Raw genomic sequence first — 22,350 nt, forward strand, 5'->3', positions numbered from 1 at the left:
GAAAGGGTGTCGTCCCTCTCACCTGACCGTCCACCTGGACTTTACGTGTCCGTCTACCTGGAGATTTCATGGCCGCCAGCCTGGATCAGGCTGGCCGCCCACCTGGAGAAATTCCTGACCGTCCACAGGAGGCCGCCTATTCGTCGCCTGGATGTGAGCGACAACTTGTCCGGCCTTCCGCGCGGCATCGACGTCGGTCTCCAGATCGACAGCCGATGGTGAGGCACCCAGGGCACATCCGCCGCAAGGAGCCGTCCGGGCTGCTGGTCACCGTCATCCTCTTCGCGCTCGCCGCGCTCGTCGCCTGGGGCCGGTTCGACCCCTACGCCGGGTGACCGCCCTCGGCAGGCATGGGCGTCCGGTACTTGGGTGACCGCTCCAACGCGCGCGGACGTACGAGCCGGGATCTGTGCCTTCCGTAACCGGCGGACGGCGTCCTGTCCTGAAAGGAGGTGCGGCCGATGCGACGCGACCCCGTCTGGACCTGACGAGGTGATCCCGCGGTGGGGTGGTGATGTCTGCGACGAAACAGGCGGGTCACCACCCACCGCGGTGAGCCGGCGCCTGCCCGCGCGGGTTGCCGGAAACATGGCAGGACCTGCCGCAGTGCTGGTTCGTCGAGGACAGCCGAGGAGGACCGGACGGAATCGTCGTACGCCAAAGTGCTCGCGATAGGCGAGTTTCGCGGTTTATGGCTGGGCGGGTTACTGTCGCGAGCGGGCAGCCAGCTGGCGCGCGTCGCGCTGGCCGTCCTCACCTACGAGCGCAGCGGCTCGGCCGCCGTCACCACGCTCGTCTACGCGATGACGTTCGTGCCCGCGCTGATCGGAGGGCCCGCGCTGGGCTGGCTGGCCGACCGCTACCCGCGGCGCGAGGTCGTGATCGCCTGCGATGCGATCAGGACCGTCCTCATCGGATTCATCGCACTGCCCGGCCTCCCGCTGCCCGCGTTGTGCGCCCTGGTCTTCGCCTCCCAACTGCTCGACTCGCCGAGCAGGGCGGCACGCGTCTCGCTGACGCCCGAAGTGGTGCCCCGCGAGCTCTACCAGACCGGAGTGGCGGTCCACCAGCTCAGCGACCAGGTCGTGACGCTGCTCGGCTTCGCCGGCGGCGGCATCGTGGTGGCGCTGGTCGGCGCGGAAACGGCCATCCTGATCAACGCGGCCACGTTCGCCGCCGCCGCGTCACTCACCCTGGCCACAGGGCGCCGGCGCCCGGCGGCCGCGGGAAAGCAGCCGGTCTCCCTCCTCGGCGGGCTGCGGCTGGTGGCCGGGCATCGCGCGTTGCGCAGCCTGCTCGGCCTGGCCATGTTGTCGGGCTTCCACGTCATCCCCGAGGCGATCGCGGTGCCGTACGCCGCCTCGTTGGGCCTGGGCACCACGCAAGCGGGGCTCCTCATGGCCGCCCTGCCCGCGGGCAACGTCATCGGCGTGTTCGTGCTGTCCAGATTCCTCACCGAATCGCGGCGGATGGCGCTGATGGCCCCCATGGCGGTGCTGGCCGGCGTGCCGCTGGTGGCCAGCGCGGCGGACCCCGGCTACGTGCCCTTGCTGCTCCTGTGGACGGGGTGCGGGGTGCTCACCGGCTACCACGTGGCGGCCAACGCGGAGTACGTGAGGATCGCTCCGCCGGAGAGCAGGGGACAGGCGGTCGGCCTGGCCTCCTCCGGCATGGTCGCCGCCCAAGGGCTGGGCATCCTGCTCGGCGGCCTTCTCGTCGAAGCGGCCGGACCGGAGTACGGCCTGGCGATAGCCGGCGCCGCTGGACTGATCGCGGGAGTGCCGGTACTGCTGGCCTGGAACAGGGCCGTCAAGGCCTCGCCCCCGTCCACCTGATCACGATGCTCAAGATGCCGGTGATCTCCGGGTTGTTCGTGCCGCGGCAGCGCGAGGTGGCGTTGATGAAGGAGATGGATCTCGCCCACCCCGGTCCCGCGCGGCCGGCCCCCGCGCACGCCTGAAAGGTGCCGCACGGAGTCAGGGGGCGGGCGGAAAATCGCTACCTTGGCAACAAACGGGTGGTGTCCCCTGCGCGGCCGCTCGTTCGTCGTACTGATGAGAGCCCACTGCCTTGGAGGTCGCGATGCAGTACGCCCTGCTGATCTATGCCGAGCCCGGCTACCTGGAGACGTCGTCGGATGAGGAGCGTGAGGCGGCGTACGCGGAGTATTTCGCGATGGCCGACGACGACCGCTACGTCAGTGCCGCGCAGTTGCAGCCCGCGGAGACGGCGACCTGCGTGCGGCTGTCCGGCGGCCGGACGCTGATGACCGACGGCCCGTTCGCCGACACCAAAGAGGTGCTGGGTGGCTTCTGCCTGATAGAGGCCGCCGACCTGGACGAAGCGCTCGAATGGGCGGCGCGCGTCCCGGCCCTGCGGTTCGGCGGCACCGTGGAGGTCAGGCCGGTGGTGCGGCTCTGAGCGTGCTGGAGGAGGTGTTCCGCGAGCAGTGGGGCCGGGTGCTGGCCTCGCTGGTCGGGTTCCTCGGTGACTTCGACCGGGCTGAGGAGGCGGCGCAGGAGGCCTTCGCCATCGCGGCGGAGCGCTGGCCGGCTTCAGGCGTGCCGGCCGCTCCGGGCGCGTGGCTGGTGACGACGGCCAGGAACCGGGCGATCGACCGGATCCGCCGGGAGCGCACCCTGGCCCAGAAGATCCTGCTGGCGGCGCCGGAGGCCATCATGGACGAATTCGACGACACGCTGATCAAGGACGAGCGGCTTGAGCTGATCTTCACCTGCTGTCATCCGGCGCTGCCGCTGGAGGGGCAGGTGGCGCTCACGCTGCGTGCGCTCGGCGGCCTCCAGACCGCGGAGATCGCCCGAGCGTTCGTGGTCTCGGAGGAGACCATGAAGCGGCGCCTGACCCGCGCGAAGGCCAAGATCAAGGCAACCGGGATCCCGTTCGCGGTCCCGGGCGCGCATCTGCTGCCCGAACGGCTCGACGCGGTGCTGGCGGTCATCTACCTGATCTACAACGAGGGCTACAGCGGCCGGGTCGATTTCGGCGCCGAGGCCATCCGGCTGGGGCAGGTGCTGGCCGGGCTGATGCCGCGAGAGCCAGAGGCACACGGGCTGCTGGCGCTGATGATGATCCACCACGCGCGGCGGCGGGCCCGGTTCTCCGGTGACGATCTCGTACTGCTCGACGATCAGGATCGGTCGTTGTGGGACCTGCCACAGATCGCGGCGGGCCGGGCGGCGCTGGATCGGGCGATGGCGCTGGGCGGGCGCGGCCCGTACGTCGTGCAGGCCGCCATCGCCTCGCTCCAGGCGCGTGAGCGGATCGACTGGCCGCAGGTCGCCGAGCTGTACCGGCGGCTGGCCGACCTGACCGGCTCGGCGGTGGTCGAGCTCAACCGTGCCGTGGCGGTCGCCCAGGCAGGCGATCCCGCCGCGGCGTTGCGTGCCGTCGATGGCCTCGACCTGGACGGCTACCTGTATTTCCACTCGACGCGCGGGGAGCTGCTGCGGCGTCTGGGCCGTGATGCCGAGGCCCGGACGGCCTACCGGCGCGCCCTTGAGCTGGCCGACTCGACCCCCGAGCGGCGGTTTCTGACCCGGCGCCTCGAACAGCTCTGAGCCTGCCGGTCCCTCCGAGGTCGGGTGGGTCTCGGCAGCTCATCTCGTCCGCGTGGTGCGCGACCGGCCTGTCACTCACATGGACAAGGGGATCAGCGTGTTCGCCGTCTACCTCGTGATCACCTCTCTCGCCTCGGCCGTCGTCGGCCTGGCCGCCATCGCCAACCTCATCGGCCATGACTACCCCAAGAAGCAGGCGGACCAGCTTCGCGTGCCGCGTTCCTGGACGCTCCCGCTGGGCTTGATGCTGGCGGCGGGTTCGCTGGGACTGCTGGCCGGGTTCGCCGTTCCGGTGCTGGGCCTGCTCGCCGCCGCCGGCCTCGTGTTGTACTTCCTCGGCGCGTTCTGCGTTCATCTGCGGGCTCGTGACCACCACTTCGGCGCCTGGTCCGTGTTCTTCGCACTGGTGGCGGCCGCCTTGGTCGTGAACGTGGCCTACTACTGAGTTCCGGCCCCAACCGAGATCAGTTCGTCCGCGACGCCTCGAGTTTGGACGGGTTGGAGAACGTCCCCATCTGGCTCATCAGGGTTGCGGAGCGGAGCTGCCGCGGAGTGGGTGTTGGTCAGGTGTGGCAAAGAGGGCACGCCGTCGCGTCAATCGCGTCAATTCGCCAGTGCAGTGTGAGCCCTATCACGTTGGCCGGCCGTCCCGAGGCGCCGGACTCATTCGTCAATGATCCGTACCCGCCACCGCGGCAAGAAGTTTTCAGATACAGCCCTCAGACCTAGACGTTCAGTGAAGCGCTGCTGGTGCGGACGCACCCTCCGGCAAGAGCCCGATGTCGTCATCCATCACGTTCGCAGGAGAGAGGAAACCGATGAAAGATCTACAGACTGTCGCCGACCGCGTCGAGATCGAGGCGCTGCGGGGCGAACACGTCGACGCGGCGATGAACGGCGACTACGACCGTTTCGCGTCGCTGTTCACCAGGGACGCCGTGTGGCGGATCCCTCCCGCCGACGTCGAGTTCACCGGGCGGAAGGAGATCCGCGCCGGTATCGAACGGCTGCAGGATGCGTGGGAGTTCTGGGTGCAGACCGTGCACCCGGGCACGATACAACTCGATGGCGACACCGCGACCGGCCGGGAATCCGTCTTCGAGATCGGTCGCCAGCGCGACGGCAGGTCGGTCGTCATGTACGGCCTGTTCCACGACCGTTACCAGCGCACCCCGGATGGCTGGAAGTTCACCGAGCGCGTCCTCGAACCTAAATACCTCGACACAACTGCGCTGACGGGCTCGCCTCACGTGACCTGGGACTCCGCCGACCCAGAGGCCGTGAACGCCTCCTCTGCGTAAGAAGCCCGATAACCGCGCGACCATCCGAACGCCGTATGTGCTGGGCGGATCTGCAGGGAGCAGCGCGCTGGGGTCGGCCGCAGGTGTGGGTGCGGTCGGGGAGGTCGTCCGCCTGCGCCTGGTGCGGCGGCCGAAGTTGGGCCGCAACGCCAGGCGTGTGCAGGGTGGGGGAGTGGGACCGTCATCGCTGCTGCACGACGGGGGACAGGGGAGTGATGCAAGGTGCTGGCTTACGCGGATTGTGCACTGGGCGTCGAGGACAACAGCACGTGATCATCGATGTGGTTGTGGGGCGGAGCAGCTTAGAAATCTACATTGTAAAGGGCCTGGGTTGGTAGAAGTCCTGCTCTCATACCTGACAACCACAACAACAAAACCGCACCAGATGGCGAGCTCGCCGCGGATCAATGAGAACGCCACTGTTACCGGGCCGGGCAACAGTAGTGGTGCTCGCTCCTCATCGCGCCGACCCGGTTTTCCGGCGATACGGCGGTTCGCGGCATCGGGCACCGCCGGGAATTGCTTGGCAATCTCCAGCGCGGTGACAGGGGCCGGCGCTGCAGCTGTGTGACCGGGCGTTTGTGAGGGTGGAATCGAGATCTGGCCGGTAGCGCCCGAGTGCGCCGTGCTGAGTTCGGAACGCCAGGGCTACCTGCGGACGCGGATCGCGCACCGATTAGGTTTCCGCGTCGTGCCCGTCTGTACGTGTGAGATCGACTCACGGAAGGCTGACATGATGCGGAAACTGACCTACGGCATGAACCTGAGCCTGGACGGCTACGTCGCCGCGCCCGGTGAGGACCTCGGCTGGAGCGTGCCGAGCGACGAGCTGTTCCAGTGGTGGTCCGACCGGGTGGGGGCGACCGGCCTGGCGCTGTACGGGCGCAAACTGTGGGAGGCGATGAGCTCCCACTGGCCGACCGCCGACCAGCAGCCCGGCGCCACACCGGCGCACATCGAGTACGCCCGCCGCTGGCGGGACATGCCCAAGGTGGTGTTCTCGTCGACGATCGACAAGGTCGACTGGAACACCCGTCTGGTCACCGGCGACGCGGTCACCGAGATCACCCGGCTCAAGTCCGAGGACGGCGGCCCGATGGACATCGTTGGCGCCACACTTGCCGCAGCGGCCATGCGGGCCGGGCTGATCGACGAGTATGTGCTGGTCACCGCACCGGTCTTGCTGGGCGGTGGCACGCCTTTCTTCACGGCCCTGGACAGTTGGGTGAACCTGAACCTGGTGGAGACGCGGACGTTTTCCGGCGGCCTGGTGTTGACCCGATACGAGACGAGGCGATGAGCACGGGCCGCCCCGCCGGCAACGTCGGCGGGGCGGCCCGTGCGCTGGACTCGTCTGATCACAGTGTCGGGGGCAGGTCCAGCCATGGTTTGTCGGTGGCGTCGAATCCGGTGAGCTCGGCTATCTTCCCGTCGACGATGTGCAGGACCGCGATGTTGAACAGCCGGTATTCCGGGTCGTCGGGGGTGCGGAGGTACAGTGCGGCGGCGGGCATGCGGTTGACCGTGGTGGCGGTGCAGCGCCAGTCGTCGTAGCCGCGCTGGAAGAGTCCACTGGAGACCCAGCCGTCCACCGCGTCCTTGGCTGTGACGACCAGGGTGCCCGGATCGGGCAGCATCGTGAAGCGCAGGTCGTCGCGCAGCAGGGCCATCAGTTTGTCGAGGTCGTTGCGTTCATGGGCGTCCATATATGACTTCACCACGCCGCGCTCGTCATCCGACAGCTCGTGGGTGGCGGGGCTTCGCCAGTCGAGGCGGCGGTCGGGCAGTTGCTCGCGCATCGTCACACGGGCCCGCTGCAGTGCGCTGGTCACCGATGCGACGGTCAGTTCGAGGGCGTCGGCGGCTTTCGACGCCGGCCAGCCGAGGACGTCGCGCAGGATGAACACCGCCCGTTGCCGCGGCGGCAGGTGCTGGACGGCGACGATGAACGCCAGCTCGATCGTCTCCCGCGCCACCACCGATTCCTGTGGGTCCTCGGGGAGCATCTGGTCGGGGTACGGCTGCAGGTACAGCATCTCGGAGCCGGGGTCCGGCAGCTCGGACGGTACGGGTGTGCGGTCGTTGCGCTTCTCCAGGAAGTCGAGGCAGGCGTTCGTCGCGATCCGGTACAGCCAGGTCCGCAGGGCCGCGTGGCCCTTGAACGACTCCCGCTTGTTCCATGCTCGCAGGAACGTCTCCTGCGTCATGTCCTGGGCGTCCTCGTAGTTCGCGAGCATCCGGTAGCAGTGCACCTGCAACTCACGCCGGTGGCGCTCCGTGATGAGTGCGAACCGCGCCGTGTCGCCTGAGCGGGCCGCCGCGATGAATGTGGCCTCGTCGGCGCCTAGCAGTGTGGCGTCGGTCATGGTCGTCAATCCTTCCACCGGTACGAGAGGGCTTACAGAACTGACGACGTGGCGGGGGATTTCTGATCGGTGAAGCCGCTTACACCGGCCTGGATCCAGGACACGGGTTCATCTTCGCCGACCGTGTGAACGGCGGGTGCCGATTCTCCGGGTCTGCAACGCAACACCGAAGTCACCGTTCAGACAACCCTGGGTTTCCGGGTTGCGTGCTAATGTGCTGCATCATTAGTACATCTGGGGTGGCCATGGTCGGCTGGAGTCTGTGGATCGCGATCTTCCTGGCCATCGTGGCGCTGCTGCTGTACCGGGCCTTCCGCCCCCACCGCCGCGCCCAAGTGGTCGAGTGGGCCGCCGGCCATGGCCTGCCCGCCACCGGCCTCGACTGGGACCAGGCGAGCCGTTACCTCGACCGCAGCCGGTGTCTGCGCACTGTCGGGTTCGTCATCCCCCTGTTCTTGGGAGGTACGACGAGCATCGTCTGGGCGCTGGTCTACACCCAGCCGTCCCCGCCCTTCCCGTTCGACCTGCTGGGCTCGCCGTCCTGGCTGGTGGGGTACCTGCTCGGGGCGGTCCTGGCCGAGGTGACCTGGACCCGTCCACGTACCCAGAAGGCGGCCGCCCTCGTGCCCAGGCGGGTGGCCGACTACATCGGGCGCCCGGCGCTGGTCCTCATCCGTGTCGTGGGCCTGGCCACCATCGCCGTGGGCGTGATCGGGCACTGGTTCCTCGCCGGCCATCTCCGCGCCGGGTTCGGGTTCGGACCCGTACCGGCGGTGACGGCGGCGGTCGTGCTGGTGTTGATGGAGGCATCGCTCTGGTTCATCGTGCACCGGCGCCAGCCCGTGGGATCCGAGTCACAGATGAGGCTCGACGATGCCCTGCGCTCCACGGCGATCCACCGGATGGCCGGTGCCGGTCTCGGCATGATGTTCCTGTTCCTCGGATACGAGCTCTTCTCCATCGGGGGCGGCATCGAGGGCCAGGCCCTGCGGATCATCCTGCCGTGGGCCGGGGTGGCGTGCGTGTTCGTGGGCGCCCCTCTGAGCTGGCAGCGCGTCGGGCATCCGCGCGTGTGGCCGGTCAGGCGCCACACGTCAGGCGAGGCGGCCTCCAACACAGCCGACCGGACGGCGACATGATCCTCCATCTCGACCCCGCCTCACCGCTTCCTCCGTACGAGCAGTTGCGGGCGCAGATCGCCACTATGGCCGCCACCGGCGTGCTGCCGCCGCTGACCCGCCTGCCTAGCATCCGGCAGCTCGCCCGGGACCTGGGACTGGCCACGGCGACGGTCGCGCGAGCCTTCCGCGAGCTCGAGCGTGACGGCGTCATCGAGACCCGGGGGCGGCACGGGACCTACGTCCGCGAAACTGCCGGTTCCGCCCTCGGCGTGGACGCTGAGCAGCGCCTGGCGGAGGCGGCGCAGGTGTTCGCCGTCCAGGCGCGGCAGCTTGGCGTGGACGCCGCCCGCGCGTTGCAGCAGGCCAGGTTGGCCCTGGATGCGGTCACGGGCCGCTGAAGGATCATTGATTCGGGCTTGTCTCCACGTTGTGGTCGCCGGGCATTCCCAAGGTAGAAGGCGATGTCGAAGGCCGACACCTGCAGTGCGGCTTGGGAGAGGATGTCCCACACGCACACCTCGCCGTCGGCGCGGCTGGCCACGATCGACAGGATGCGCAGCCGCACCGGATCCCCCAGCGCTTTGAACACCCGCGCCACCCCGGCCGCCTGTGCGGCGTTCAGCGGCTCGCGGGTCAGCGGCGGGCTGCACTCCAAAAGCTCCAGCGGTTCCACACGCCCTCCATATCGATGCTTCTCTATATTGACATGCATCAAAATCATGAGGATAGGGGGAGGGCGGGAACGCAGGGACGTGGGGGCGGCCGCCGATGTTCCCGGCCGGCGGGCCTGAGCGGCGGCGGCTCAGATTCCGGTCACGGCGTTGCGGCGCTCGACCATCAGCACGTCCCGCCAGACGCCGTGGTGATCCAATCCCGGCGCCCTGAAGGGAGGCGTCGCAAGCGCGATCAAGGACAGTCGCTCTTGATCAGACCCGGCCCTCGCAGGGTCCCTCCGACCTTCTGAGTGGGTGATCGCGGGACGTATGGCAACCCATGGGAGGATTGGTCCGTGGGAGCATCAGTGAGGCAGATTCAGGTCACCTTCGACTGCGCATCACCTGAGCGCGTTGCTCGTTTCTGGTGTGAGGTGCTGGGATACGTCGCGCCGCCGCCACCGGAGGGGTTCGCCAGTTGGGACGACTTCAATCGCACGCTGCCGCCTGAGCAGCGGGATTCATGGTTCGCATGCAGTGACCCCTCGGGCGCGGGTCCGCGGCTGTACTTTCAGCGCGTTCCCGAAGGCAAGGTCGTCAAGAACCGGCTGCACCTTGACGTGCGGGTCGGCACCGGGCTGGTGGGGGAGGAGCGCCTGGCGGCCCTTGAGGCCGAATGCGCGCGGCTGATCCCGCTCGGCGCGGTACGCGTACGGCTCCTGCCTGCCGATGAGGAGAACGAGTCGTGCCTGGTCATGCAAGACGTCGAGGGCAACGAGTTCTGCCTCGGCTGAGTGGCAGGCAGGAGGAAGAGTCCGGCCGACTATGCCCATTCCCTTCTGGTGGTGGTGTCGTGCTGCCGGACGGCCCCTCGATGTCGATCTGATCAGCTGCGCGTCGGGTGTGCTGGTCGCGCAGGAGCGCCTGCGCGACGGCGGTCGATGCGATAGCCGTCGCCGAGCAGAGCGGGACTTCGTGCGAGAGGGGGAACGGGATACGCGATCATGTGATTCATGTCGATCCCCCCGGACCCGCCCGCACCCGTACCACCGCAAGAGTCCAGACGGTCACGAACGGCCCGCCGAATCGGCTGCCTGGCCGTGGCGTTAGTGCCGCTCCTGCTGCTCGCGGCGATCGTCAAGGCTCCGGCATGGATCGATGACCACCGGCTGGCGCGCATGGTGGACCGGATCCAGAAGTATCCTCCGCCGGCGGGAGCAGACCTCGGGTACTTCGACCGGCACGTCGAGGTGAGCGGCGACTCCGGCGACTGCTGGTACACCATCCGTTTCGAGCTCTCCACCGACCGGCCCATCCAGGAGGTGCTGAACCACTACCGCCAGGCGAAGATCGAGGACCCCGACGGAGACCTCGGCGACTACGAGCTGGTCGCCTACACACCATTCGACGAGTCCGGCACCCCTGTGGATGGCACCTCCGCCACGAACTCCATGATTCTCCACCTGGACGGCATGTACGACGGCACCTGGTTGGACATGCGTTGCTATTGACGCCGCAGCTCCGCTCAGTGCTGACGACTGTCTCGAACTCAACGGCCGGTTCCGGCTGGACATGGAAACCCGGCCTGGACGTCTGCGTGGCCTGAGCGGACGCCGGTGACCGGTGAAGGGATCATGGAGCGGCCAGGTAGGTCAGCTCTTCGTGCGGGCGGCTGCGCGCAGGAGCCCGGTGTCGCCGGTGGTCATCGCCTCCAGCAGGCCGGTGCCGCGCCGCTGGAGCAGGCGCACGGTGAGCGCGGGTGTCGCGCCCAGAACGGTGGCCACAAGGACGGCGACGAGGACGTTCCCCCACCACGAACCGCCGATGACGCCGGGCAGGATGGCGGCCAGCAGGACCACGGGGAAGATCGTCATTTGTCCGCCCGTCGGATCGCCCGCTCGCTGTCCCGGGTAGATGCGGTCGCGGGCGTCGGTGCCCACGGCCGGCATCACGAGCGCGAGCAACGGCGCTCCGGCGCAAACCGCCGCGGCCGCGGTGATGGCGCCGCCGAGGGCGGCACCTCCCAAGGGTGAGCCGGTCGCGGCCCACAGCACGGCCGCCAGCGCGATGGCCGGCAGGCCGAACAGCAGCGCCCACGCCGCCATCCGTCCGTGCACGTCGGCCTTGAGGGCGCCCGGTGTGGTGAGGAGCTGCCACAGGGCGGTGCCGTCCAGGGCATAGGTGTTGATCGCGACCATCGCGCCGAACACGGCGGCCGCTGGGCCTACCAGGGGCAGCGCCCAGCTCCAGTCGGTGAAGGCGATGATGAGCGCCATCAGCAGCGGTGTCAGCCAGGCGCTGCGCAGCTCGACGCCGCGCGCCGGGTCACGTAGCCAGGTGACCAGCTCTCGCGAGACGACCGCGGCCACCTGCGGTGTCGCGAACGGCAAGGACAGCCCACGCGCCGGTACGGCCGGCCGCCGCGCATTCGCCCGGTGAGGCGGCCGGCGCAGGGCGCGAGCCGTCAGCGCGATCCAGCACAGGTGTAACAGGGCGCCCGAGGTCAGCAGCGCCGCCAGTGGCAGCAGGACCGCTCCCGTCCCGGCGTCGTCGCGGGCGGCGAGCGCCGCGCTATACCCCCAGCCGGTGGGCAAGGCGGCGAGGACGTCGATCACCGGCTCGGGCAGTTGCCCGGCCGTGGGGGTGACCAGGGCGGTGTCCCCCTCGCCGAGACGCGGCAGCAGCCAGGCCGCGACCGGCACCCATCCGGCGAACGACAGCGCGAGCATGATCGCGGTCTGTACGGCGGCCAGGGTCATCCCGGCCCGGGTCTGCAGCAGCCAGGACGCCAGCGCCGCCACCGTCTTGCCCGCCCAGGTGAGGAGATACAGCTGGGCCGCGACCGCGGCGATGGCGGTCGCGGCCGCCGCCGTGCCACCCGGCGCGGCCAGCACCGCCAGCGACGACAGGCACGCCACCGTGATCAGCGGGCCGACGCCCAGCAGTTCGGTCCACGACAGGGCCCGCGCCAGCCGCCACGACCGCAGCGGATAACCGCGCAACCACTCGCGGGAGATGACCGACGGATCATGGCGAGGCTGGGCCAGCGGCCCGAACAGCCACATGCCGCCCCATACCGTGAGCGCCACGGCGATCCAGCCCTCGTGGATCACGCCATCGGCGGTCGATGACGCGCCCGCGATCACCAGGGCGGCCAGGACGAGCCCGGCGACCAGGCTGAAGGCGCGCTCGTTGTGCGGGCCGTTGCGCAACAGGCGCAGTTTGAGCGCGAGCAAGGCCCGGGTCATGACAGCCACTCCAGCGGCCGCACCGGATCGGCGCCCACCAGCTCGACGAACCGTTCGTTCAGCGTCGAGCCCGCGGCCACCTCCGCCACCGGCCCTTCAACCAGCACCCGGCCGCCGGCCACCACCGCCACCCGACGGCAGTTACGCTCGACGAAGTCCATGATGTGGCTCGACAGGACCACCGTGCCGCCGGCGTCGACGTACTGCTTGAGCACCTGCTCGATGGAGCGGGCCGAGACCGGGTCGATCGCCTCGAACGGCTCGTCCAGCACGAGCACCCGGGGCCGGTGCAGCAGCGCCAGCGCAAGATTGATCTTCTTGCGCATGCCGGTGGAGTACTCCACGATCAGTGTGCGCGGAACCGCGTCGAGTCCGAGGATCTCCAGCAGATCGCCGGCCCGTGCCCGCCAGCCGTCGTCCAGGCCGCGCAGTCCGGCGCTGTAGCGCAGGACCTCGGCGGCGGTCAGCCGCTCGGGCAGGGACAATCCGTCCATCATGACGCCGAGCTGCGCGAGCGCGGCCTCCCGCGCGGTGCGCAGGTCATGACCGGCGACCCGGATCGTGCCCGCGGTCGGCTCCCGCAACCCGCACATGGCCGTCAACGTGGTGGTCTTGCCGGCCCCGTTGGGGCCCACGATGCCGTAGAACATCCCCGCCGGGATGCTGAGGCTGAGCCGGTCGACGGCGAGCACGGCGCCGAAGCGCTGAGTCAGGTCCAGTACTTCGATAGCGGGGACGCAGGGATCGTTCAACAGACTTCCTCACTCGGCCGTGTGGGCGAGGATCGCGTCGGCCAGCTCCTGGTGGGTCTCCGGTGGCAGCGTGTGCCCCATGCCCGCAACGATCATCAGCCGTGCCCCTGGGATCCGCTCGGCGATGATCGCGCCGTGACCCGGCTTGACCGGCTCGTGGCTGCCCTCGATGACCAGCGTGGGCGTCTTCACCTGGTCCAGTACGCCCACCGGCTCGAAGCCGGGGTCGGCCGCCGCGGCCAGCCGGTGGTTGGCCACAGCCGACAGGTCGCGAGCCCGGTCGTGGACGCGCTCCTGCAACCGGCGGGCCTCGTCCTCGTCGAACGGCAGTCCGGTGCCGTGCAGGACCCGCTGCTCGGCGATCATGCCGTCGATGAGCGTCCGGCGGTCCTGCGCCGGTGGGGCGGCCACCAGGGCGCGGAAGAAGTCCACGAACTCCGGCGCCGGCTCCGGCAGGCTGCCCTCGGGCTGCGGCTGTCCCGTCAGTGCCCGCACGAGCACCTGGCCCTCGCCGCCGCCGAGCGGCGAGGAGGCGATGACGGTCAGCGAACGGACCCGCTCGGGCCGTTCCACGGCGATGAGCTGGCCGAGCAGGCCGCCGGCCGAGTGCCCGACCAGGTGCGCGCTCTCCAAGCCGTGGGCGTCCATCACGCGGTAGACGTCGCTCTTGATGTCGTCCCACGTGTACGGCTCGGCGGCGAAGTCGACCGTGCCGGACATGCCGGTGTCGCGGTGGTCGTACCGGATCACCCGGCGGCCGCCGGCGGTCAGGCGACCGACGAACTGGTCCGGCCACAGGACGCCCTGCGACATCGAACCCATGATCAGCAGGATCGGCGTGTCCGTCGCGGCGCCGAACTCTTCACTCCAGATGTCCACGTTCTGCATGTCTCAGAGCATGCCGTCCCCGGCTACGGGCGCCTTCTGTAGAACTACTGGCCGCGCCAGATCCGTACGGGAGCCGATACGTGGAAGATCCGTACCGGTGCGGCATGGCGGGACGTTCCGCCCCGGTACGGGTCCTGGCAGAGCCTGTACACGCGGTTCCGGCGCGGGGCCAGGGACGGCACGTTCACCGCGATGCCGCATGCGGTGCAGGCCCGGGCCGATGCGCACGGTGACATCGATGGACTGGTGGCGGTGGACTCGACCATCGTGCGTGCGCACCAGCACGCCGCCGGTGCCCGTAAAGGGGGCTCGTCACAGGCTCGCCGGCAGATCACGCCCTCGGCCGATCCCGCGGCGGGCTGACCAGCAAGATCCACCTGGTCTGCGAATACGCGGTCTCGGCAGCGGCTACAGGGCGGCGTCGAGCAGGCAGCGGGGTGACCCGTGCAGTTCGTCCGTGACCACCCGTCCGGCCACGCCGAACACGTCAGCCAGGAGTTCCGGCGTGATCACGTGCTTCGGTGCGCCGTCGGCCCAGACCCGTCCCTCGTGGAGAGCGACGATGCGTTCGGCGAAGCGAGCCGCATGGTCCAGCTCGTGCAGGACGGTCACGACCGTGAGTCCGCGGATCTCACGCAGGGCGCGCACCAGTTCCAGGACCTCGAGCTGATGGCGGATGTCCAGATGGGCGGTCGGCTCGTCCAGGAGCAGGATGCGGGTGTTCTGGGCCACGGCGAGCGCCAGCCGGACGCGCTGACGCTCACCGCCGGACAGCGTGTCGAGGACGCGGTCGGCGAGATGGGCGACCCCGGCCAGCTCCAGCGCCTCGTCCATGGAGTCCGACTCCCGCAGCAGGCCGAACGGTCCCTGGTGGGGATAGCGGCCCTGGCGGACGAGTTGGCGCACGGTCATCGCGGGGACGGGGGGCAGGCTCTGGTGCAGGACCGCCAGCCGCCGCGCCACCTGCCGCCGCGACAGCGACGTCAGCTCCGCCCCGCCGAGCAGGATCCTGCCGGACGACGGTCTGAGCAGGCCGGCGATGAGGCGCAGCAGCGTGCTTTTGCCGCAGCCGTTGACGCCGACCAGGGCCACGAACTCGCCAGGCTCGACGGTGAGGTCGATGCCGGTCAGGACCGGGCGGGTGGTGTACGAGAAGTGCAGGTCCTCGACCTTGACGCTCATTGTGACCTTCCCAGTCTGATGAGGACGGCGGCGCCGGCCAGTGCGGTGATCACGCCGGTCGGGATGCCGAGCCGGTGCGTGCCGTCGAGGAGTTGCCCGGCGAGCTGGGCGAGGCTGTCAGCGCCCGCGAGCGCGATGGCGCCGACGACGGCGACGGTGAGGACGCGGCCGCCCAGTCTGCGCGCGACATGCGGGGCGGCCAGGCCGACGAAGGCGATCGCCCCCGCCATGCTGGCCGCGCCGGCGGTCAGCGCGATCGCCACGGTCAGCGCGACGGCCCGGCCGAGGCCGGGGTGCACACCGAGCGAGGCGGCGTGGTCGTCGCTGGGCGACAGGACGGCCAGCATGCCCGAGCACGCCCAGGCCACGGCGATGCCGCCGGCGATCCACCAGGAGGTGAGGGCCAGGTGCTCCCACACCCTTCCCTCCACCGAGCCGATCAGCCAGCGCAGCGCGTTGCCGAACCTGCTCGGCTGGTAGGCGAGCAGCATCGTGGTCAGCCCGGCCAGCAGCGCGCTGCCGAGCAGGCCGTGCACCACCAGGCCGGCCGGGTCACGGCCCGCCGACAGCAGCCAGGTGAGCCCGCCGCCCAGCGCGCCCCCGGCGAGGGCGGCGAGCAGCGCCCCCGCCGCGGAGTCGGCGGGGAACAGGCCGAGGGTGAGCCCGCCGAGGATGCCGAGCACCGCGCCGGGGTTCACGCCGGAGAACTCGGGCGCGGCCAGCGTGTTGCGCAGCGTGGCCTGCAGCACGTATCCGGCGACGCCCAGGGCGGCGCCGGTGAGCAGGGCGGTGAGCAGCCTCGGCACGCTCAGCTCCCACACGATCTTCTCCGCCTGGCCGTCCGCGGCGCCGTCGAGCAGGCCGGTGATCGCGCCGAGCGGCTGACCGGAGGCGAGCAGGTGCACAGCCGCGACCGCCAGGAGCAGGGCCGCCGCCGCGACACCCCGCGCGGGCCTCGCCGACGTCATGAGGTCGCCCGCCGGCGCAGCAGTACGGCCCCCACCAGCACGCCGGTCAGCGCCGTCCACGCCCCGAGAGGCGTCTCCACCGGATCGAAGGCCAGCCGGGCGGCCAGGTCGGCCGTCACGGTGACCAGAGCCCCGAGCGCGGCCGACCATGGAAGCCAGCCCCGGGCTCCCGCGTGCGGGCGCAACCGCCTGGCCAGCACCGGCGCCAGGAAACCCACCCACGCGATCGGGCCGCACGGCCCGGTCACGGCGCCGATCAGCAGGGTGGCCACCGCGAGCACCCCGAGACGGGCGAGGTTCACCCGGCTGCCGAGCGAGGCGGCCGCGTCGTCACCGAGGCGCAGCAGGCTGAGCGCGGGGACGCACAGCACGACGAGGGGGAGCGCGACGGCGAACCACGGCAGTGTCTCCGAGGCCTGCTCCCACATCAGACCGGACAGGCTGCCGACGAGATAGCGGAAGAGCATGTCGTACTGAAGGCGGTCGGCGGTAGCCATCACGGCCAGCAGCAGCGCCTGGATGCCGGTCGAGACGGCGGCGCCGATCAGCAGGACGCCTCCGGCGCTGCGGCCCGAACGGGCCGCGGCCAGCGTGACGAGCCCGCCGAGGGCGGCGCCGGACAGGCCCGCCAGCGGGTAGAGCGAGGGCGGCACGGGCAGCGTCCAGATCACGCATACGCTCACCGCTAGTGCGGCCCCGGTCGAGACGCCGAGCATCTCAGGCACGGCCAGCCGATTCCTGAGGGACTCCTGCAGCAGGAGCCCGGCCGTGCCGATCGCCGCGCCGCCCGCCAGGCCGATCAGCACGCGGGGCACGCGCAGTTCCCAGACCACGAGGTGCGCGATCGACTCGGGAGCCATCGCGAGGAGGTCCTGCGGAGCCACGAACGGCGTGCCGAGGCAGAGGCCGGCCAGTGCCGCGACGGCGAGGCCGAGGCCGGCCGCCCAAGGCGCGACCGGACGCCCGCCGAGCGCAGCGCTCACCCGGCGGCCTTGGCGAGCGCTTCGTCCAGGATGACGCCGAACGCCCTGGTGCCCCGGCCGGACGCCCACAGTTCGGTCGGCACCTCGAACACCTTGCCGGCCGATACGGCGGGAACGCGCTTCCACACCGGGTTGTCCTTGTAGTGGTCGCTGACCTTGGTGCCGAAAGACTGGATGAAGATGATCTGAGGGGCCTTGGCCAGGATCTCCTCGATGCTGTAGGCCTGCGCGGTCTCGAAGCCGCCGCCCTTGCTGGGCCAGGGGTAGGCGAAGAACTGCGACATGAAGTGGCCCAGCACGTCTTCGGTCGTGTTGACGCCCACGGAGGTACCCCCGTACATCGCCAGGACCGGCGTCTTGTCCAGCCCGGCCGCCTTTGACCGGGTCGTTCCGTCGGCGAGCTTGGCGCGGAAGCGGGTCTCGGCCTCGGCCTGCTGTTGCCCGCGGTCGGTGAGCTGGGCGAGCGCGCGCAGGTAGCCGATGGAGTCGTCGTACGACTTGACCTGGACCACCCACAGCGGCGCGAACTTCTCCACGGCGGTTCTGAGCTGGTCGTGCACACCGGCGAGGCCGATCACCAGGTCCGGTTTCGCCTCGGCGATCCTGGCGACGTCCTCGCCGCCGAAGCTGCCGGGGATGACCGGGACGTCGGAGCCCTTCGCGCCCAGGTAGGCAGGGTGGGAGAGCAGGCCGGGCGTGGTCGTGGCCACAGGGGTCAGGCCCAGCTCGACGAGGGCGTCGTCGCACAGGCCGGTCAGGCAGACGACGCGTTCGGGCTTCTTCTTCAGTGTGAACGTCTTGCCGTGCGGGTCGGTGATGGTCAAGGCCGCGCGGACCGGGGAGACCGGGGCAGCGGTCCCGGTGGCGGCCGGTGGAGGTGCCGTGGCCGTGGTGCCGGCTTGGGGGGCGCTCTGACCACAGGACGCCACCAGGACGAGCGGTATCAGGGCGAGGAGGCATCGCCTCAGCGCAGGCCGGGCGCGGTATCCGCCGATGGAGAAAGCGCCGTAGCGCATGGGGCCTCCGGTAGTGAAAATCATTGTCGAAATGGACAATGAAAATAGTTATCATTTACTCTCGCTTCGCATCAAGTCGGCACATCGTGTGCGTCAGGGACTCGGAAGGACAGCGCGTTGATCATTCATCGCCGGCTGCTGCAGCTGGCCGGTAGCGTGCGGGGGCCGTTCGCGGCCTGTGTGGCGCTTGGCCTGGCGGTCAGCGCCGCGTACGTCACCCAGGCGGTCCTGCTCACCGCGGCCCTGGCAGCCCTGATCCGCGGTGACACCCCGGCCGCGGTGCGCCTGCTGGCCTGGGTCTTCGCGGTGATCGCGGTGCGGGCGGCGCTCTTGTGGGCCAGAGAGGCGGTGACCGTGTGGGCGGGCGGGCTGATCAAAGCCAGGTTGCGCGACCGGCTGATCGTCCACCTGGGACGGCTGGGCCCCGCTTACCTGACCGGCACCCGCACGGGAAATGTGCAGACCACGCTGGTGGATGGCGTGGAAGGGCTCGACCCGTACTTCAGCCGCTACCTTCCGCAGGTCATGGTCACCTTCTGCGTGCCGGTGGCGCTGGTCGGCTGGCTGTTCACGGTCAACGCGGCAGCGGCCGCCGTCCTGGCCGTCGCCGTGGCCGGTGTCCTGATCATCCCCAGGTTCTGGGACGCGACCCTGCTGCGGCGGGGACGTGGCCGCTGGGCCGCGTTCGCCGCGCTGGCCTCGGACTACCTGGAGGCGATGCAGGGCATGGCGACGCTGCGGGCCTTCGGCGCGGTCGGCACCCTGGGGACGCGGCTGGCCGGGCGAGCCCATGATCTCTATCTGACCACGATGCGTCAGCTCAGGGTCTCCCTTGTCGAGACCGGGGTCAGCGCGTTCTTCGTGCAGGCGGGCACTGCCGGGGCCGTTCTCGCCGCGACGACCTCGGGCAGCGCGTGGGAGGTGTTCGCGGTCCTGGTGATCGCCGTCGAGTGCTTCCGCCCTGTGAAGAATCTCTCCGACGCCTGGCATGCCGGATATCTCGGGATAACGGCGGTCGACGGCATCGAGGTCCTGCTGGCGGCCTCCCCTGCTGTCGCGGATCGGGGAACGCGGCACGACTTCCCCACGCCACCTGCCATCACGTTCGAGGGCGTCACCTTCGCCTATCCGGGCTCCGAGCGGCCCGCCGTCCGCGAGGTCAGCTTCACCGTCGAGCCGGGCCGCACCGTCGCCCTGGTCGGCCCGTCGGGCGCGGGCAAGAGCACGCTGGCAGCTCTCCTGCAGCGCCACCACGACCCCGACGAGGGGCGGGTCAGCATCGGCGGCGTCGACGTACGCGACCTTTCCCTGGACGCCCTGCGCGGCGGCGTCGCGATCGTCGCCCAGGACACCTACCTCTTCCACGGCACCGTGGCCGAGAACCTGCGCCTGGCCAGGCCGGACGCCGGCGACGAGCAACTGATCGCCGCCGCCCGCCTGGCCGCCGCCCACGACTTCATCACCGAGCTGCCCGGCGGCTACGACACGCCACTGGGGGAGCGCGGCGCGACGCTTTCGGGCGGGCAGCGGCAGCGCCTGGCCATCGCGCGGGCGCTGCTGGCAGACGCGCCCGTCCTGGTGCTCGACGAGGCCACCTCGCACGTGGACCCGCGCACCGAGCAGGCCCTTTCGCAGGTGCGGCGGGGCCGTACCTGCCTGATGATCGCCCACCGCCCCGACACCATTCGGCAGGCCGACCACGTGGTGACCCTGGAGAACGGAACCGTCCTGGAGGCAGCGGCATGAACCCGTCCATCCGCTGGCTCGCGGGAGCCGTCGGCGCGCATCGCCGGGCCTTCGTCTCCACCCTGGCCGCGAACCTGCTCGGCCAGCTGGCCGCGCTCGGGGCGGCCGTGACCGGCGCCTGGCTGGCCGGCCGGGCGATCGCCGGCCACGTCGCGCCCCTCGACCTGGCCGGCGCCTTGCTCGGCTCGCTGGTCGTGGTGGCCACGCTGGCCGCCTGGTGGGAGACCTACGTCGCGCACGACCTGGCGTACCTGGTGCTGGCCAGACTCAGGGGACAGGTGTACGACGCGGTCGCCAGGATCACCCCGGCCCGCCTGCTGGGCCGCCGCAGCGGCGACCTGTCGGCGGCCGCGCTGTCGGACATCGAAACCCTGGAATGGCTGTTCGCGCACACCCTTGCACAGCTCATCACGGCGGGCACGGTGCTGACGGCCGGAAGCGTGGCCGCGGCGATGATCGACCCCCTGTTGCTGACCGTCTCGCTCCCGCTGGCCGCATGTGTGCTGGCCGTTCCCCTGTGGCTGCGCAAGGCGTCGCGGCGGCACGGTGACGAACTGCGTGCCGCCACCGCCGAACTGACCGCCGACGTGGTCGACACCGTCCAGGGCATGCGCGAGCTCACCGCCTTCCGCGCGCTCGAACGCCGGCGGGACCTGCTCGCGCGCAAGACCCGCAGGCTGGCCCGCGCCCACGCGGCGAACGCCGCCCGCGGCGGGCTGGAGGCGGCCCTCACCGACCTGCTTCTCGCCGTCGCGGCGGCGGGGACGTTGCTCCTGGTCGTCACGGTCATCCGGACCCCTGCCGCCGCCCCCGTGGCCATGGTGCTGGCCGCCAGCTCTCTTGGCCCGGCGGCCCAGGTGGCGCTGCTGCTCAAGGAGTACGGCACACTGCGCGCCGCCGCCGACCGGGTGCGCACGCTGGTCACCGCGCCCGCGAACGTGCCCCCGCCACGAGACGCCCGCGAGGTGGCCACCCAGCCGGACGTGATCTTCGAGGATGTACGTTTCCGCTACACGCAGGACGGGCCGGACGTGCTGCGCGGGGTGTCCTTCCGCATCCCGTACGGCAGGACCGTCGCCCTGGTCGGCGTCTCAGGAGCGGGCAAATCCACCTGTGTGTCACTGCTGCTGCGCCACTGGGATCCGGATGACGGGCGCATCCTGGTGGGCGGCGTGCCACTGCCGAACATCGCCGAGCCGCACCGGCACGTCACCGTGGTGCCACAGGACGTACACCTGTTCGCCGGCACGATCGGGCAGAACGTACGACTCGGCGCGCCCGACGCTGACGTGGCCGGTGCCCTACGTACCGCCCAGCTCACCGTCGACCCGGAGCTTCCCGTCGGGGAACGAGGCGTCACCCTGTCCGGCGGCCAGCGCGCCAGGGTGGCAGTCGCCCGGGCGCTGGCCACGCGGGCGCCGGTGCTCGTCCTGGACGAGGCGGTGGCCAACCTCGACCCCGACAACGAGGCCCGCCTCACCGAGGAGCTCCAGCGAGCAGCCGCGGGCCGGGCCACGCTGGTCATCGCGCACCGGCTGTCCACCATCCGGCAGGCCGACCACATCGTGCTGCTGGAGGAGGGACGCGTCGCCGCCGAAGGCCCTTACGACCAGCTCAGCGAGAGGTTGTCGCAGCTGTTCGCAGCGCAACCGTGAATGATGCTGTCCCTTCTCAATTGAGTTGGCGTGCGCGACAAGGTGTGACCTGGTGGACGCCAAGTCGACTGAGACATCCGGAGTCATGGCGGTCCCAGAATCATGGCGTGGCAGGTCGAATGTGTCAGATCACCTGGCGCATGATCATGGAAAGCTGCGGTGCCTGACGCGGTTGTTGTAGGCGCCGCGTCTGGCGCCTCGCCCTGGGTCCCGCTGCGGTCAGCGCCTTCCCTGCCAGGAGTAGAAGGCGCCCTCCAGATGCTCGAAATAGTGATCGACGTGGTCTTCCGACCACTCCATGTCCTCGAGGATCGGAGCTGGATCCCCCTGCGGACTCCAGGCGTGGCCGTAAGGGCTGGCCAGCGCCTCGCCTTGCTGAAAGACGACAACGCCGCGCTCGCGGCGGACCTCCTCAAAGTCCATCCCTCCGACGGTGCGGGGGCCGAGTCGGTCGCCGTCCCTCATTGTGCGTGCGAACGACTCCATATCTGCCGCCGAGCGGATGAATCGCTGGTCATCGGTGCCGCGGAAGGCCACGATTGCCACGATCACGACGACCGCGGCTGTGAGGACGCCGACGAACGTAAAGGCTTTCGAACGTGAACCGCTGACTGACATGTGGCCTCCAGCTGATCGTCGTGAACATGGGTCAGGTGATCGTAAACGGACCATCTGAGCGGCAGCGGCGATGCATCTGAAGATGTCTTGCTTGCGATCAAGACATTGCGAGGCCGGGGAACCACACGTTCTTCTTCGTCGCGGTCTTAGAGTGCGTTCTGCGAGTTGATGTCCCTTTCATCGGTGGGGTTGGGTTAGGTCGGCTGGTCGGAGACCCGCCGGTCGGACTACGGGCGTGGCTGGGTGAACAATCCCGGCTCGGTCTCGACAAGGAT

22 protein-coding genes and 1 pseudogene are annotated in these 22,350 nt (G+C 70.0%); 14 read left to right on the top strand and 9 right to left on the bottom strand.

From position 1 onward, the window contains the following. The 7 genes from ABD999_RS43425 to ABD999_RS43455 form a co-directional block, all read left to right on the top strand. Positions 1-222, top strand: a 222-nt coding sequence (locus ABD999_RS43425) for a hypothetical protein (RefSeq protein ID WP_345483272.1), incomplete at its 5' end; no start/stop codon positions are given. Positions 223-662: 440 nt separating this feature from the next. Then, a complete protein-coding gene (locus ABD999_RS43430; RefSeq protein ID WP_271280396.1) occupies positions 663-1,835 on the top strand; it encodes an MFS transporter in 1,173 nt (390 codons plus the stop codon). Between the two features lie 247 nt (positions 1,836-2,082). Beyond that, positions 2,083-2,421: a YciI family protein gene (locus tag ABD999_RS43435; protein ID WP_271280395.1), complete on the top strand. Its 339-nt coding sequence runs from the start codon at positions 2,083-2,085 to the stop codon at positions 2,419-2,421. A gap of 2 nt (positions 2,422-2,423) precedes the next feature. Next, complete coding sequence (locus ABD999_RS43440; protein ID WP_271280394.1) at positions 2,424-3,578, top strand: RNA polymerase sigma factor; 1,155 nt, start codon at positions 2,424-2,426, stop codon at positions 3,576-3,578. A gap of 79 nt (positions 3,579-3,657) precedes the next feature. After that, positions 3,658-4,023: a DoxX family protein gene (locus tag ABD999_RS43445; RefSeq protein ID WP_271280393.1), complete on the top strand. Its 366-nt coding sequence runs from the start codon at positions 3,658-3,660 to the stop codon at positions 4,021-4,023. Positions 4,024-4,396: 373 nt separating this feature from the next. Beyond that, positions 4,397-4,879, top strand: coding sequence for a nuclear transport factor 2 family protein (locus ABD999_RS43450; protein WP_271280392.1), 483 nt, complete (start codon positions 4,397-4,399; stop codon positions 4,877-4,879). A 736-nt stretch (positions 4,880-5,615) separates the two neighbouring features. Then, positions 5,616-6,179 carry a dihydrofolate reductase family protein gene (locus ABD999_RS43455; RefSeq protein ID WP_345483282.1) on the top strand — a complete coding sequence of 188 codons (564 nt, stop codon included), beginning with the start codon at positions 5,616-5,618 and terminating at the stop codon, positions 6,177-6,179. A 58-nt stretch (positions 6,180-6,237) separates the two neighbouring features. Here the strand turns inward: ABD999_RS43455 and ABD999_RS43460 are convergent, their stop codons facing one another. Further along, positions 6,238-7,245 (bottom strand): RNA polymerase subunit sigma-70, encoded by a 1,008-nt coding sequence (locus ABD999_RS43460; protein WP_271280420.1) that lies wholly within the window; start codon positions 7,243-7,245, stop codon positions 6,238-6,240. Between the two features lie 245 nt (positions 7,246-7,490). Here ABD999_RS43460 and ABD999_RS43465 point away from each other — a divergent pair, with 245 nt between their 5' ends. The 4 genes from ABD999_RS43465 (at position 7,491) to ABD999_RS43480 (ending at position 10,530) form a co-directional block, all read left to right on the top strand. Continuing rightward, positions 7,491-8,384 carry a hypothetical protein gene (locus ABD999_RS43465; protein WP_271280421.1) on the top strand — a complete coding sequence of 298 codons (894 nt, stop codon included), beginning with the start codon at positions 7,491-7,493 and terminating at the stop codon, positions 8,382-8,384. Then, positions 8,381-8,764, top strand: a complete 384-nt coding sequence (locus ABD999_RS43470; protein WP_271280422.1) for a GntR family transcriptional regulator — start codon at positions 8,381-8,383, stop codon at positions 8,762-8,764. Before ABD999_RS43465 ends, ABD999_RS43470 begins: the two co-directional genes overlap by 4 nt. 623 nt (positions 8,765-9,387) lie before the next feature. Further along, the gene (locus tag ABD999_RS43475) at positions 9,388-9,813 is read left to right on the top strand and encodes a VOC family protein (protein WP_271280423.1); all 426 of its coding nucleotides are present in this window, start codon (positions 9,388-9,390) and stop codon (positions 9,811-9,813) included. 306 nt (positions 9,814-10,119) lie between these two features. Next, positions 10,120-10,530, top strand: a complete 411-nt coding sequence (locus ABD999_RS43480) for a hypothetical protein (protein ID WP_271280424.1) — start codon at positions 10,120-10,122, stop codon at positions 10,528-10,530. Positions 10,531-10,671: 141 nt separating this feature from the next. On the opposite strand, the gene ABD999_RS43485 is transcribed toward ABD999_RS43480, so the two are convergent. Genes ABD999_RS43485 through ABD999_RS43495 form a run of 3 tightly spaced genes read right to left on the bottom strand, consistent with a single transcriptional unit; the run spans position 10,672 to position 13,907 of the window. After that, positions 10,672-12,267: a hypothetical protein gene (locus ABD999_RS43485; protein ID WP_345483277.1), complete on the bottom strand. Its 1,596-nt coding sequence runs from the start codon at positions 12,265-12,267 to the stop codon at positions 10,672-10,674. Beyond that, entirely contained in the window at positions 12,264-13,022 is a 759-nt protein-coding gene (locus ABD999_RS43490; RefSeq protein ID WP_271280132.1) for an ABC transporter ATP-binding protein, read from the bottom strand. Before ABD999_RS43490 ends, ABD999_RS43485 begins: the two co-directional genes overlap by 4 nt. Positions 13,023-13,028: 6 nt before the next feature. Beyond that, a complete protein-coding gene (locus tag ABD999_RS43495) occupies positions 13,029-13,907 on the bottom strand; it encodes an alpha/beta fold hydrolase (RefSeq protein WP_271280130.1) in 879 nt (292 codons plus the stop codon). A gap of 54 nt (positions 13,908-13,961) precedes the next feature. On the opposite strand from ABD999_RS43495, the pseudogene ABD999_RS43500 reads away from it, so the two are divergent. Beyond that, positions 13,962-14,296, top strand: a pseudogene (locus ABD999_RS43500) (transposase); the annotation flags it as partial. Between the two features lie 19 nt (positions 14,297-14,315). On the opposite strand, the gene ABD999_RS43505 reads toward ABD999_RS43500, so the two are convergent. From ABD999_RS43505 to ABD999_RS43520, 4 genes are read right to left on the bottom strand one after another with little or no spacing between them, the layout of a single operon-like run. Continuing rightward, positions 14,316-15,089, bottom strand: coding sequence for an ABC transporter ATP-binding protein (locus ABD999_RS43505; protein WP_271280129.1), 774 nt, complete (start codon positions 15,087-15,089; stop codon positions 14,316-14,318). Further along, positions 15,086-16,057, bottom strand: coding sequence for a FecCD family ABC transporter permease (locus ABD999_RS43510; protein ID WP_271280128.1), 972 nt, complete (start codon positions 16,055-16,057; stop codon positions 15,086-15,088). The genes ABD999_RS43505 and ABD999_RS43510 overlap by 4 nt, the downstream gene beginning before the upstream one ends. Next, complete coding sequence (locus ABD999_RS43515; RefSeq protein WP_271280127.1) at positions 16,054-17,040, bottom strand: FecCD family ABC transporter permease; 987 nt, start codon at positions 17,038-17,040, stop codon at positions 16,054-16,056. Before ABD999_RS43515 ends, ABD999_RS43510 begins: the two co-directional genes overlap by 4 nt. Next, positions 17,037-18,056: an ABC transporter substrate-binding protein gene (locus ABD999_RS43520; RefSeq protein WP_271280126.1), complete on the bottom strand. Its 1,020-nt coding sequence runs from the start codon at positions 18,054-18,056 to the stop codon at positions 17,037-17,039. Before ABD999_RS43520 ends, ABD999_RS43515 begins: the two co-directional genes overlap by 4 nt. Before the next feature lie 117 nt (positions 18,057-18,173). Here ABD999_RS43520 and ABD999_RS43525 point away from each other — a divergent pair, with 117 nt between their 5' ends. Then, positions 18,174-19,802, top strand: coding sequence for an ABC transporter ATP-binding protein/permease (locus ABD999_RS43525; protein WP_271280125.1), 1,629 nt, complete (start codon positions 18,174-18,176; stop codon positions 19,800-19,802). Then, positions 19,799-21,457, top strand: coding sequence for an ABC transporter ATP-binding protein (locus ABD999_RS43530; RefSeq protein ID WP_271280124.1), 1,659 nt, complete (start codon positions 19,799-19,801; stop codon positions 21,455-21,457). The genes ABD999_RS43525 and ABD999_RS43530 overlap by 4 nt, the downstream gene beginning before the upstream one ends. A 219-nt stretch (positions 21,458-21,676) precedes the next feature. Here the strand turns inward: ABD999_RS43530 and ABD999_RS43535 are convergent, their stop codons facing one another. Continuing rightward, positions 21,677-22,075 (bottom strand): hypothetical protein, encoded by a 399-nt coding sequence (locus ABD999_RS43535; protein WP_271280123.1) that lies wholly within the window; start codon positions 22,073-22,075, stop codon positions 21,677-21,679. Positions 22,076-22,350: the final 275 nt, after the last annotated feature.

The organism is Nonomuraea ferruginea (genome assembly GCF_039540635.1).
Classification (GTDB): Bacteria; Actinomycetota; Actinomycetes; order Streptosporangiales; family Streptosporangiaceae; genus Nonomuraea; species Nonomuraea ferruginea.